Origin of the sequence: Xanthomonas sp. CPBF 426 (assembly GCF_903989465.1) — a bacterium.
Classification (GTDB): domain Bacteria; phylum Pseudomonadota; class Gammaproteobacteria; order Xanthomonadales; family Xanthomonadaceae; genus Xanthomonas; species Xanthomonas euroxanthea.
Genome location: NZ_LR861805.1, coordinates 796,106 through 808,771, shown reverse-complemented (window position 1 = coordinate 808,771; position 12,666 = coordinate 796,106). Strand labels below are relative to the sequence as shown.

Genomic DNA, 12,666 nt, shown 5'->3' with positions numbered 1-12,666 from the left:
GGAGAGGGGCTCGTCTGCACCGCAATTTGCTGCAATGCAGTTTGAGCATGGCAGCGATCTGTGCCTCTACTGACGCTTCGCGCCCACTGAGGAACGCTGGCCCATGTCAGAGCCAAGCGTTGTCGCCGCCACGTCCATCGCCCTGCCCGAGATCGAACCGGATGCGCTCCGGCAGATCCGCCGGCTGCGCGACATTGCGCCGCTTGCCGCACCACTGTCGCGCTCGTGGCGGCGCTGCCTGGACGATTACGCCTTGTTGCCCGAGGCAGCCCCCGAGCCGCTGGTGCACGATGCGCTGCACGTGCGCGAGCGCCAGCAACGCCTGGGCGATGTGCTGCGCATTGCCAAGGTGGAGATGGAAAATCTCTACGAGCAGATCGCCGGCAGCGGCTATGCGGTGATCTTTGCCGACGCCGAGGCGACCGTGCTGCACAGCGTGCACGACCCGACCCTGCTGCGCGAATTCCGCCAGGCCGGTCTGTTCTGCGGCGCCAGCTGGGCCGAGTGCCATCAAGGCACCAACGGCCTGGGCACCTGCGCGGCCGAGCGCACTGCGGTGAGCGTGCATCGCGGCGAACATTATCTGACCCGCCATCTGCCGCTGTCGTGCAGCGGCGCGCCGATCCTGGACCCGCACGGCGGCCTGCTGGCGGTGCTGGATGCGTCCACCCCCAATGCGCAGGACGGCAAGCAGACCCAGCGCCACACCGTGGCGCTGGTGAGCATGTCGGCGGCGCAGATCTCGCGCTCGCATTTCCTCAACCAGTTCGGCCATGCCTTCATCCTGCGCTTCCATAGCCGGCCCGAGTTCGCCGGCCTGCTGCACGAGGCGCTGATTGCGATCGACACCGACGGTCGCGTGCTGGCAGTCAACGAGGCGGTGCTGGAGCAACTGGGCAAGCTCGATCGCAGCCAGCTGGTGGGCCGCAACATCGCGCAGGTGATGCAGCTGGATTTCGACACCCTCGAGCACCGCGCCGGCAGCGATGCCGGCACCTTGTGGTCGATCCGCTGCGCCTGCCACGGGCGGCGTTTCTACGCGCTGGTGCGCCCGCCGCGTGCGCGCCCCGCGCTGCCGGCGGTGGGCGGGCCGGCGCAGCTGGCGCCCGATACCGAGCTGCAACCCGGCGAGCACGTCGGCTCGGACTCGCGCATGCGCCACAACCTGGCCAATGCGCTGAAGCTGGCCGCACATCGCGTATCGATCCTGCTGCGTGGCGATACCGGCACCGGCAAGGAGGAATTCGCCAAGGCAGTGCATCGTGGCTCGCCGTGGGCCGGCGGCGCCTTCGTGGCGATCAACTGCGCGGCGATTCCCGAGGCGTTGATCGAGAGCGAATTGTTCGGGTATGCGCGCGGCGCATTCACCGATGCCGCGCGCGAAGGCCGCCACGGCAAGCTGCTGCAGGCCAGCGGCGGCACGCTGTTCCTGGACGAAATCGGCGACATGCCGCTGCCGTTGCAGAGCCGCCTGCTGCGTGTCCTGGAAGAACAATGCGTCACCCCGCTGGGCAGCGAACGCGCGGTGCCGCTGGAGCTGCACGTGATCAGTGCCAGCCACCGCGATCTGGCGCAGCGGGTGGCGGCCGGCGAGTTTCGCGAGGATCTGTATTACCGGCTCAATGGCGTGGTGCTGCATCTGCCGCCGCTACGCGAACGCAGCGACAAGGCCGAGCTGATCCGCACCCTGCTGCGCGAGGAGAACAGCGAGCACAGCGTGCGCATCAGCGAAGAAGCGATGCACAAACTGCTGAGCTACGCATGGCCGGGCAACCTGCGCCAGTTGCGCAATGTGCTGCGCACGGCGGCGGTGTTGTGCAGCGACGGCGTGATCCGCCTGCCGAATCTGCCGCAGGAAATCGTCGATGCCGGCAGCGCACCGTGCCTGGTCGATGGCCGCGCGGTGGCCGCCGACGACATGCCCGGCCGCGTCGCACTCGACCAGGCCGAACGCCTGGTGCTGCAGCAACAACTCGAACGCCACCGCTGGAACGTCAGCCGCACCGCCGATGCGCTGGGCATCAGCCGTAATACGCTTTATCGCAAGCTGCGCAAGCACGGCCTGGATACCGGTTGAATGGGGAATCGTAGAGCTAACGCCCTGCACTCACCTATTCCCGATTCCCAATTCCCCATTCCTCTGCGATCAGAGCGCCCAACGCACCCCGATCAGATACTGCCGCGGTACGCCCGGTGCGAGAAACCGCGCCGGGCCGGTTTCCACCGGCGCATCCTGCGGGCGCGCCAGTTCGCCATCGGGGAACACGTCTTCGGCCACTGCCGCGTAGGTTGCATAGCGGCGGTTGAAGACGTTGTCGACGCGGGCGAACAGCGCTAGCCGCGCACTGACTTGCCAACGCGCCTGCAGGTCCACCAGCGCATAGCCGGCGGTGCCGATGTCGATGCGCGCGGGTGCGGGCTCGCCGTCTTCGGCGTTGTCGACCTGGCCATCCTCGTTGCCGCTGGCCACGCGCCCGGACACCGCACGCACCCCGGCGCCCAGCGTCAGCGCATCGCGCTGCCATTCCACACCAAGCTTGAGGTTGTGTCGCGGCAACGCGGCGATGCGCAGGCCTGGCCGCAAGGCGATCACGCGCTCGCCGGACAGCAGCTCGCCATCGCTGCGGTAGGTCGCATCCAGAAAGCTGTAGCCGGCCGACCAGTACCAGTTGCCGCTGTGCAGGCGCAGCGCCAGGTCCGCACCCTGGTAGCGGGTGCGGCCGACATTGTCGAAGTAACCCAGCTGCGTGTCCGGCGCGCGCAGGAACAAAATATCGTCGCGATTGTCGGCGCGGTACACCGACACGCTCGCGCTGCTGTCGGTCGACGGTGTCCAGCGCGCACCCAGTTCGTAGGTGCGCGAAACGATCTGCTCCAGGCGCGGGTCGGCCTGCAGGCCGGTCGGCAATCGGCACGGCTGGGTGGGATCGGCGCAGCCCAGCTCGATCGCGGTAGGCGCACGGCTGTTCTGTGCGACCGAGCCGTACAGCGTCAGCCCCGAAGCGAGCCGATGGGTCAGCCCCAACGACGGGTTGGCCTTGGCGTAGACAAAGCGCTCGCGTGGGCGGTCGCCGTCGTCGGCAGTGGAGAGAATGTTGTCCACCACCACATGGTTCCAGCGCACTGCGGCGCTGAGATGGGTGGCCGCGTCCAGTGCCCAGGTGTCGGCGACGAACACGCCCAGCGTCTTGGTGCTGCCGCGCACGCCGGAAAAGAACGCACGCCCGGCATCCGGATCGGCAGCGACCGAGCGGTCCGGCTGCACCCAGCCATCGCGCGCGAATTGCCGATAGCGCACATGACCACGATCGAAGGTCACGCCGGTGCTGAGCGCATGCGCGCCCCATTGCCTGCTCAGGTTGAGCGCAAGCCCCTGCGCCTCCTGGCGCATCTGGGTGGTGTTGAGCGCGCCGGTAGGCAGGGCGTCGGCATCGGCGCGCGCGACATCGCACTCGGCATCCAGCGCACTGCCGTCGGCAGCGTAGCCGGAGGCGCATTCCTCGACGAATTCCTCGTAGTCCTCACCGATATCGCCATTGACGGTATAGCGGCGACCCACCCGCGAATAAGCCAGTGCATGCACGGCGGTGTCCGCATCGAAACGGTGGTCCAGTTGCGCGGTGAACAGCGTAGTGCGATTGCGGGTGAGATCGGGCGAGGTGTACACCGCGCGGCGGTCGGCACGATACAGGCCGGGCTCGGCGCCATCGTCGGTATAACGCGTATCCGGCAGCAGGCCATTGCCGATCAGGCGGCTGCGCCCGTGCAGCACCGACAGGCTCCAGTCGGTCTGCTCGCCTTGCTTGCCGAGCTTGCCGAACACCGTTCCCAGGCGACCCTCGGAGGCATCGCGCCAGCCGTTCTCGTCGAAGCCGGTGACCGCGACAAGCCCATGCCAGCCGTCCTGGCTGGCGAGACCATAACTGGCATCCAGGCGCTTGCGCGCACCGCTGCCGATGCTCGCTTCGCCCTGTAATCCCGGCGCGGTGAGGCCCGATGCGGTGGACAGCACCACCGCGCCACCGAGCGTGTTCGGCCCGAACAAGGGATTGGAGCCGGGCATCAGCGTCACCGCATTGATGGCCGACTCGGGCAGCATGTCCCAGCTGACGATGTCGGCGAACGGTTCGTTGAAACGCACCCCATCCAGATACACCGACACGCCCTGCGAGGCGCCCGGCAAGGCGGAAGCGCGAAACCCGTGGAAGGTGAGATCGTTCTGGAACGCGCTGCCCTGCACGTCGTTGCCATCCACGCCGACGAAGCGCCGCTGCAGCAGGTCGCCAAGGTTGTTGCTGCGCCCGCGCGACAACGCGCTGCCGGTGGCCGACTGCACCATGTACGGCAGTTGCGCCGCATCGATGGTGGTGCCGGGAATCGGCGTGGCGGTGACCTCGATGCGGTCCAGCCAGGTCACCTGCGGCGCGTCTTCGGCCATCGCAGTGCCGATCGTACCAGCGCACAGCAGCGCTGCGCAGGCGCAGGCAAGCCGATGTCGTTGCAATGCATCGCGGCCATGGTGTGCGACGCGAAGCGGCGGTGTGCTGCGATACCCCAGTAAGTGATGCGTCGACCTCATGTCGTCTCCCTCAATAAAGCACGATCGATTTGATGCCACGCGCCGCGCGTAGATCCGCCAGCGCCTGATTGATGTCGTCCAGCGCCAGGATGCGGGTGATCAACGGTGCCAGCTGCAGATCGCCATGCAGATAGCGCGCGACATAGCCGGGCAACTCGCTGCGCCCTTTCACCCCACCGAACGCGCTGCCGCGCCACACCCGCCCGGTCACCAGTTGAAACGGGCGCGTGCTGATTTCCTGCGCGTCGTCGGCCACGCCGAGGATGACGCTCTCGCCCCAGCCCTTGTGGCAGCACTCCAGCGCCGCGCGCATCGCGCCGACATCGCCCACGCATTCGAAGCTGTGGTCGGCGCCGCCATCGGTGAGGTCCACGATCACCTGCTGGATCGGCGCGCCGTAGTCGCGCGGGTCCAGGCAATCGGTGGCGCCCAGGGCACGCGCCAGCGCGAACTTGGCCGGGTCGATATCCACCGCTATGATGCGCCCGGCCTGCGCCAGCACCGCGCCCTGCACCACCGACAGGCCGATGCCGCCCAGGCCGAACACCGCCACGCAGTCGCCGGGCCGCACATGCGTGCTGTTGAGCACCGCACCGACGCCGGTGGTGACCGTGCAGCCAAGCAGGCAGACCTGATCCAGCGGTGCATCCGGCGGGATCCGCGCGACCGCGATCTCCGGCACCACGGTGTATTCGGAAAACGTGCTGGTGCCCATGTGGTGCAGGATCGGCCGGCCGTGCAACGAGAACCGGCTGCTGCCGTCGGGCATCAGGCCGCGCTCCTGGCTGCTGCGGATCGCCTGGCACAGGTTGGTGCGACCGGAGCGGCAGAACTTGCACACGCCGCATTCGGGCATGTACAGCGGGATGACGTGATCGCCGGGCTGCACGCTGGTGACGCCGATGCCGACTGCCTCGACGATGCCCGCGCCCTCCTGCCCCAGGATCGCCGGAAAGCTGCTCGCCTGCCCGTGCGCCAACGCATGCGCATCGCCGTGGCAGATACCGGTGGCAACCAGGCGCACCAGCACCTCGCCGGGCCGCGGCGGCTGCAGGTCCACCTCTTCGATGGTCAGCGGCTGGTGCGGACCCCATGCCACCGCAGCGCGTGTCTTCATCCGGCCCCCCTGGCGCGCGTCGGCATGGCCGCCGCTCAGCGCGCGATGACCACGCCCCACGGCAGGTCGCCGACGGGGATCTGTTTGATCTCGCGCAACGCGACGGTGTCGATCACGCTCACGGTGTTCGAGCGCCCGTTGGCGACATACAGCTTGTCGCCGGCCGGGGTCAGCGCCGGATTCCACGGCCGCAGCCCCACCGCGATCTCGGCAAGCCTGCGCGCGCTTTGGGTATCGATCACGCTGACCGTGCCGGCACCGCCGTTGGACGCATACAGCCGCGTGCCATCGGCCGACAACGCCACGCCCGCCGTGCGTACGCCGGCCGGCAGGCTGGCGCGGCGTCGGCGCGCCTGCAGGTCGATCACGTCCACCACGTTGGCGGTCTCCTGCGCGATGTAGACGCTGTGCCCGTCCGGGGCGAATGCCATGCCGCGCGGATGGCCGCTGGTGGCGACCACACCGCGCGATCGATGGGTGGCCAGCTCGATCATGTCCATGTCGTTGGAACCTTCGTTGCTGGTGAGCAACCACCGCCCGTCCGGCGTGTAGGCGCAATGCTCCGGCGCCTGCCCGCGCGTGGCGATCACCTGTTGCACGCGGAACTGCGCCGCATCGATCAGCATCACCTGGTTCTGCCCTTCCACGCACACCGCGAACCGCCTGCCGTCCGGCGACAGCGCGATGCCCTCGGCGTTCTGGCCGATCTGCACGCTGCGCAGCACCGCGTCCTTTTCGGTATCCAGTTCGATCAGGCGGTGATGCTCGGCATCGATCAGGTACAGATGCCCGTGCGGGCCCGGCAACACCTGCTGCAAGCGCTTGCCCAGTTGCCCCTGCGCGCTGAGCGTGCGCACCACCGTATCGCTGTGCGTATCGATCACCGATACCGTACCGCTGCGTTGATTGGGCACGTAGGCGAACACCGGTGGCGTCGATGGCGCCGGTGTTGCTGCAGGAGCCGCAGTCGTCGTTGTCGCCGGCGCAGCGTTTGCCGCGGGCGGCTGCGCATCGCGCCGGCAACCGGCCAGGCCCAGCAGCACGCCCAGCGCGGTGGTCGCCAGGACGCGCTGCCACCCGATGGGCGCTGGCCTCATTGCGCCTTGCCCGCGGTCTTGTTGATCGAATGGATGAAGGCGAGCAGTTTCTCGGTGTCGCCCGGCTTGAGCACCGGCGCGAACGGCGGCATCTGCCCGACCACCTTCTCATGCCCGATGCGGGTCTTGCCGTGGGTGATCATCGCGGCGGTGCCCTCGCTGATCAGCGTACGCAAGGTATCGTCGTCGCTGCCATACACCCAGATGTCGTTGGTCAACGGCGGGCACATGCCGCCGCCACCGGTGCCGCCATGGCAGGCATTGCAGCCGGCCGAGAAATAGATCTTCTTGCCTTCGGCGATCAGTTCGGGAGTGACCTTGACCTCCGGCCCCTTCGGGATCGCCACGACGGTGGCCGGCGCTGCGGGCGGGGTGGCCGGATCCGGTGCAGGCCCGGCGGCCGGGTTGGGCATCCCGGCGGGCGCCGCTGCGGGCGCCGGCGCGGCGGCGCCGGTGGCCGGCGCAGGCGTGCTGGCAGCCGGCGGAGCGGCGGCCTCGGACGCGGGCGCTGGCGGCGGTGCGTCCTTGCCGCAGGCGGCCAGCAGCATGCTGAGCATCACCGCGCACAACGGCGCGCGGACGGAACGATCGGAACAACCCACGGTGGACTTGCGCATGAACGAACCTTTCTGGTCGGAGGGAACACCGCGCACCCCGTGCGCGCGGCGGGTGACACAGTCATTGCCGGGACGGGTGCCTGGCCTGGGTGAGCAGCGCGGCCAGCGCGCTATCGCCGCGTGCCTGCGCCAATGCGGCGGCGGTCTTGCCGTCGCGATTGCGTGCGGACGGGTCTGCGCCGGCCGCCAGCAAGCGCCTGGCCACCGCCTCGCGCCCGGCCGCGGCGGCCAGCATCAATGCAGTGACACCAGCCTGATTCGCGTGGCCGACCTCGGCGCCGCCGGCCAGCACCGCATCGAGAATCGCCGGGTCCTCGCGCGCCACCGCAAACATCACCGGGGTGAAGCCGGCGGGATTGGTACGCCGCACGTCCGCCCCCGCCTTCAGCAATGCCTGCACCACGCCGACATCGGCGTAGGCCACCGCCAGCTCCAGCGCGCTCCAGCCGTCGCCGGAGACGGTATCCACCGACGCACGCTTGCCGAGCAACCTGGCCACACTGTCGGCATCGTTGGCCCATGCGGCTTTCATCAACGCGGTCCAGCCACTGGCATCGCGTGCATCCAGGGCTGCACCGGCATTGAGCAACAGACCGACCAGCTCCGGTTCCTGATTGCGGATGGCCTGGTGCAACGGCGGCTCGCCAAGCAGGTTGGGCCGATTGACATCGGCGCCATGCCGCAACAACCACGCCGCACGCACGCCATCGCCGGCATCCAGCGCATGCGCCAGCTCCTGGTTCGGGTCGGCACCGTCGGCGATGCGCAGTTGCAGCTGCGCCAGTTGCTGCGAGGATGCGGCCGGGCTTGGCGCCTTGGATACTGGCGTCGGCGTCGCATACGGCCCATGCGCGGCCAGATCGCCGCTCACCACGCACTCGCTGCAGCGCACCAGCGGCACGTGGTAGCTGCGCAGGATCTGCGCGATGTTTGCCGCGCTCTGCTGCATCGCCGTGTTCAGGGCATCGCGCAGCTGCGCATTCTTGCGCGACACCGCCCATGCCATCGAATACTCCAGCACCGCATCGTCGATGGTATTGAGCGGCACCACGCCCAGGCCGTTGCGCTGGGCGTAGTAGCCGGCCACCGGGCCCCAGGATTCGGCCGCATCCAGTTCATTAACGGCGACGCGTTCGACCAGCTTGCCGGGATGTTCTTCCGGCGCGGTGGCCGAGTCGTAGAACAGGTACTGCACCTCGCCGCTGATGCCATGCTCGTACAGGGCCTGGCGTGCGGGCGAACTCTGGAACACGCCCAGCCGCAGCTTCTTCAGCGCCGGGTCGTCCAGTGAGGCCGGCAGCAGATCCAGGCCCTTGCGCGTCACCAGCACATACGCCGAGCGATACAGCGGGCGCGTGGTCAGGCCCTGCTCGAAATCGCTGTTGAGGTCCATCAACACATCGCAGCGGCCGGCAGTGATCGTGCTGCGTGCCAGCCCGCGTTGGTAATAGGTGCGCCACTCGTATTCCAGGCGCCGGCCCATGGCATCGGCTACGACCTGCGCAATCTTGTTCTGGAAGCCCTCGCCGGCCTTGTTGGACAGCGGCATGTTGCCGGGGTCGGCGCAGACCCGCAGCACACGCGGATCGGGCGTTGGCGGTGGAGCATTGGCCGTGGCCGGTGCCGCAGTGGAGGCCGCCGTGGCGGGCGCCGCAGCGGAAGCAGAAGCGCGAGCCGTCGGTGAGGACGGCTCGCGGGTGCAGCCCGCGGCGACGAGTCCGAGGCTGCAAAGCACCAGCAGCCGACACAGCTGCCGGTGCATGCCACGCGCACCGGCAGCGAACTGCCGGTGCGCGCGTCCAACGCCTTGCGTGGAACTCATCGTGCGGTCTTCGCTGCGGCATTGGCGGTGCCGCCTGCAGCCGCGGTGGCGGTGGCGCTGGCGCTGGCGGTCACGGTCTTGCCGGCACCATCGATACGGAAGCTATGCACCATGCCGCCGAGCGGGATCTTGTCGAAGCCGGCGCCGAACGCCAGCCCCGCAGCCCCCAGCGCGCCATACGGATCGGACGGATCCAGACCTGCCGCCACCGGCAGGCCGATCCAGCCGCCGATGCCGGAGAACACCGCCACGTACTGGTGCCCGTTGGCCTTGTAGGCGATCGGGTTGCCGATGATGCCGGAGGGCAGTTTCATCTCCCACAGCTTCTTGCCGGTGTCCTTGTCCACCGCACGGAACCAGCCGTCCAGCGTGCCGTAGAACACCAGTCCGCCGTCGGTGACCAGGGTGCCGCTCCACACCGGGAACTTCTCCTTGATCTCCCACTTGGATTTGCCTTCCACCACATCGAAGGCCTTGACGATGCCCAGCGCACCCGGCTCGTTGGGCTTCATCATCACGTTGGCGAACACGTAGGGCAGGCCCATCATGGTGTTGCCGCGCTCCTGCGGTTCCAGCTCCATGTGCCAGTTGTTGGTGCCGCAGAAGAACACTGCGGAGTTGGCCGGATCCACCGAGCACGGCTGCTGGTCCTTGCCGCCCATGGCCGAGGGAAAGGCCTGCACTTTTCTGCCGCGTTCCAGCGGCGAATGCGCGGCCACCTTGACCGGGCGGCCGGTCTTCATGTCGATGCGTTCGGCCCAGTTGGCCGGCACGAACTTGTGCGCGCGCAGCAAGGTGCCGTCGCGACGATCGAGCACGTAGGCAAAGCCGTTGCGATCGAACTGCACCACCGAGGGCACCTGCTTGCCGTCGATGGTCAGGTCCACCAGGATCGGCTCGTTGATGCCGTCGTAATCCCACTGGTCGAACGGGGTCTTTTGATAACCCCACACCGCTTCGCCGGTATCGATCTTGCGCGCGAACAGCGTCATCGACCACTTGTTGTCATGCTCGCCGTTGTTGCATTCCTCCTGCGAGGTCTTGCCGCAGCGATACGACGGGCTCCACAGGCCGGGATTGCCGGTGCCGTAATAGAGCAGCTTCAATTTCGGGTCGTAGCTGTACCAGCCCCAGGCCGCGCCACCGCCACGCTTCCATTCGTCGTTGGGAAATGTCTTGACGCCCAGATCGCCGAGCTGCCCGTGCTGCGGATTGGCCTTGTTGAAATCCGCGCCCAGGCAGATCGCCTTGTCGGTGCCGGCCGCATCGCAGGACCAGGCCTGCTTGCCATCGGCCAGGTTGTAGGCGGCCACGCGCCCGAGCACGCCGAACTCGTTGCCGCTGATGCCGGCCACCACCTTGCCGTCGGCGATGATCGGCGCCATGGTGATGGTCTCGCCCTTGTCCGGGTGCGCGAGTTTCTGCTTCCACACTTCCTTGCCGGTCTTGGCATCGAGTGCGATCACATCGCCGCTCAGGCTGCCGAACACCAGCTTGCCATCGGCATACGAGGCGCCACGGTTGACCGTATCGCAGCACGCCACCGCCACCGAGCGCTCGTCCTGCTGCGGGGTGTATTTCCACAGCACCTTGCCGCCGTCGTCCTGCGCCGCCAGGTCGATGGCGAACACGTTGTTCGGATACGCGCTGACCATGTACATGATGCTGCCGATCACCAGCGGCTGGCCTTCGTGGCCGCGCGTGGCATCGGTCTTCATTTCCCACGACATCTTCAGGTTCTTGACGTTGTCGCGATTGATCTCGGCCAGCGGGCTGTGCCGGGTGAGCGCGAAGTCGCGCCCGATGCCGCCCCAGTTGTCCGGATTGCTGGCATTGGTGGTGAACTCGCCATCGGTGTCGACCACGGCGGCGGCCGGCGGCGCAGCGGCGGGTGCAGCGGCCGGTGCCGGCGCAGCGGTCTCGGTGGCGGCCTCTTTTTTACAGCCGGCCAGCGCAGCGCTCAGCGCCAGCATGAGCAGCACACTGCTGCGCAGGCTGCGGCAGGAAGATTGGTGCATGTGCGTCTACCCCTCTCGATTGAACAACCAGTCGGTTGAAACATCCCGCGGCGCCGGCGTTGCACCCGCCAGTTGCGTCGCGGACGTCGGAAAACGTCGAGAGGGAAAGAGCAAACGCCATGCCAGCGTACTGGTGCGACGCACCATGTCGTAGCAGCAGGCATCTGCAGTGATGGCAGTGGCTTGCGCCAGGCGCACTGTCACGGTTCTGGCACAGTTTGCGCCGGTCGTGCTGTGACATTGGTGGCGCAGCGGATGTGGAACGGCCTGTCAGCCGGTGCCATGAACTCAGCTTGCGCGAGGCGACATGCTTGTCTCTGGTTCGTGCAACTCAATGCCGCAGATCATCCACAGACCGTACGACAGGGTTGACCAAGGTGCCGCCGCATTTCTTTCTCCCATCGGGAGACGCTGCCCGACGGGTGGATGCGTTGACGGCGCAGACAGCCCGTGTGGTGTCCGGCTTGCCGATGACGCGTTGCAGGATTCAGCAGCGTCCGCGCGCTCGGGCGCATGCCACTCTTCCAATGCGATGACGGGGTCCAATGCGATGACGATGTCCTGATCGCAAGCAACCTCCAGCGACACGCGGCCAGTCACACGTCGCGATCCATCCTTCCGCGCGCCTGGCCTACTCGCCAAACCTAACGCTAGCGGTTCCACTGCGCCAGCAACTGCGTGCAATCCTGCAATCGCCAGTCGGCAAGGCCCGGCCACGGATCGCCGGGCGTGTTGACCAGCACGGTGCGGGCGCCGGCTGCACGACCGCAGGCCAGGTCGTTGTGGTGGTCGCCGACCATGACCAGGGCCGCGCCTTCCACCGACCAGCGTCGTGCGAAGTACTGCAGGCCGTCGGGTGCGGGTTTGGGAGCGGCTTCATCGCGGCCGACGATGTCGTCCCAGGCGAACGCATCGTGCAGGCCGATCGCCTGCAACGTCACCTGCGCCAACGCGCGCGCGTTGCGGGTCAGCATGCCCAGCCGGCAGCCGGCGGCCTGCAACGCGCGCACCAATGCCACTGCACCGGGTGCCGGCTGTGCGGCCTGCGCGAGTTCGCGCTCGTGCGCGAGCAACCAGGCATGCTTGGCTGCGGCCTGCTCGGCCGGCAGCGCTGCCAGGTAATGCAGGATGTCCGCCTCGGGCGGAATCTCCAACGTGCGCCGGATCAACGCGAAATCATGCACGGCTTCGGTCAGCGTGCCGTCCATGTCGAACACCCAATGGCGGTAGGTGGAGAGTGCGGGAGTTATTTGTGGGATGGTCCTACCGTCCATACGTGCAAACACTCGAGAGATGGTTGACGCGATACCGCAAGCCGTCGTCAGGTGAACCCACACCTGGCGCATTCACCCCAATGGACCAGCAGTCCATGCCGATGCCGTACACCGAGCGCGCGCCTGGTGCCAGGCAGCCGGC

The 12,666-nt window shown here is 67.7% G+C and carries 8 protein-coding genes; 1 reads left to right on the top strand and 7 read right to left on the bottom strand.

The features are described from left to right. Window positions 1-103: 103 nt before the first annotated feature. Window positions 104-2,077: a sigma-54-dependent Fis family transcriptional regulator gene (locus H7A87_RS03375; RefSeq protein ID WP_104583766.1), complete on the top strand. Its 1,974-nt coding sequence runs from the start codon at window positions 104-106 to the stop codon at window positions 2,075-2,077. 69 nt (window positions 2,078-2,146) lie between these two features. Here the strand turns inward: H7A87_RS03375 and H7A87_RS03370 are convergent, their stop codons facing one another. The 7 genes from H7A87_RS03370 to H7A87_RS03340 form a co-directional block, all read right to left on the bottom strand. Further along, window positions 2,147-4,438 carry a TonB-dependent receptor gene (locus H7A87_RS03370; protein ID WP_180496882.1) on the bottom strand — a complete coding sequence of 764 codons (2,292 nt, stop codon included), beginning with the start codon at window positions 4,436-4,438 and terminating at the stop codon, window positions 2,147-2,149. Between the two features lie 151 nt (window positions 4,439-4,589). Continuing rightward, complete coding sequence (locus tag H7A87_RS03365; protein WP_104583832.1) at window positions 4,590-5,696, bottom strand: S-(hydroxymethyl)glutathione dehydrogenase/class III alcohol dehydrogenase; 1,107 nt, start codon at window positions 5,694-5,696, stop codon at window positions 4,590-4,592. Between the two features lie 35 nt (window positions 5,697-5,731). After that, window positions 5,732-6,793 carry a beta-propeller fold lactonase family protein gene (locus H7A87_RS03360; protein ID WP_119129560.1) on the bottom strand — a complete coding sequence of 354 codons (1,062 nt, stop codon included), beginning with the start codon at window positions 6,791-6,793 and terminating at the stop codon, window positions 5,732-5,734. Further along, entirely contained in the window at window positions 6,790-7,446 is a 657-nt protein-coding gene (locus H7A87_RS03355) for a c-type cytochrome (protein WP_180496881.1), read from the bottom strand. Before H7A87_RS03355 ends, H7A87_RS03360 begins: the two co-directional genes overlap by 4 nt. 25 nt (window positions 7,447-7,471) lie before the next feature. Next, entirely contained in the window at window positions 7,472-9,232 is a 1,761-nt protein-coding gene (locus tag H7A87_RS03350) for a quinoprotein dehydrogenase-associated putative ABC transporter substrate-binding protein (RefSeq protein ID WP_119129559.1), read from the bottom strand. Further along, window positions 9,229-11,250: a methanol/ethanol family PQQ-dependent dehydrogenase gene (locus H7A87_RS03345; protein ID WP_342344362.1), complete on the bottom strand. Its 2,022-nt coding sequence runs from the start codon at window positions 11,248-11,250 to the stop codon at window positions 9,229-9,231. The genes H7A87_RS03350 and H7A87_RS03345 overlap by 4 nt, the downstream gene beginning before the upstream one ends. A 650-nt stretch (window positions 11,251-11,900) precedes the next feature. Continuing rightward, window positions 11,901-12,524: an HAD family hydrolase gene (locus H7A87_RS03340; protein WP_119129558.1), complete on the bottom strand. Its 624-nt coding sequence runs from the start codon at window positions 12,522-12,524 to the stop codon at window positions 11,901-11,903. Window positions 12,525-12,666 lie beyond the last annotated feature (142 nt).

Excerpts from the sequence above, each read along its gene's own strand:
- H7A87_RS03375 (WP_104583766.1), top strand. The coding sequence starts at position 104 with ATGTCAGAGCCAAGCGTTGTCGCCGCCACGTCCATCGCCCTGCCCGAG.
- H7A87_RS03370 (WP_180496882.1), bottom strand. The coding sequence starts at position 4,438 with ATGGCCGAAGACGCGCCGCAGGTGACCTGGCTGGACCGCATCGAGGTC.
- H7A87_RS03365 (WP_104583832.1), bottom strand. The coding sequence starts at position 5,696 with ATGAAGACACGCGCTGCGGTGGCATGGGGTCCGCACCAGCCGCTGACC.
- H7A87_RS03360 (WP_119129560.1), bottom strand. The coding sequence starts at position 6,793 with ATGAGGCCAGCGCCCATCGGGTGGCAGCGCGTCCTGGCGACCACCGCG.
- H7A87_RS03350 (WP_119129559.1), bottom strand. The coding sequence starts at position 9,232 with ATGAGTTCCACGCAAGGCGTTGGACGCGCGCACCGGCAGTTCGCTGCC.
- H7A87_RS03345 (WP_342344362.1), bottom strand. The coding sequence starts at position 11,250 with ATGCACCAATCTTCCTGCCGCAGCCTGCGCAGCAGTGTGCTGCTCATG.
- H7A87_RS03340 (WP_119129558.1), bottom strand. The coding sequence starts at position 12,524 with ATGGACGGTAGGACCATCCCACAAATAACTCCCGCACTCTCCACCTAC.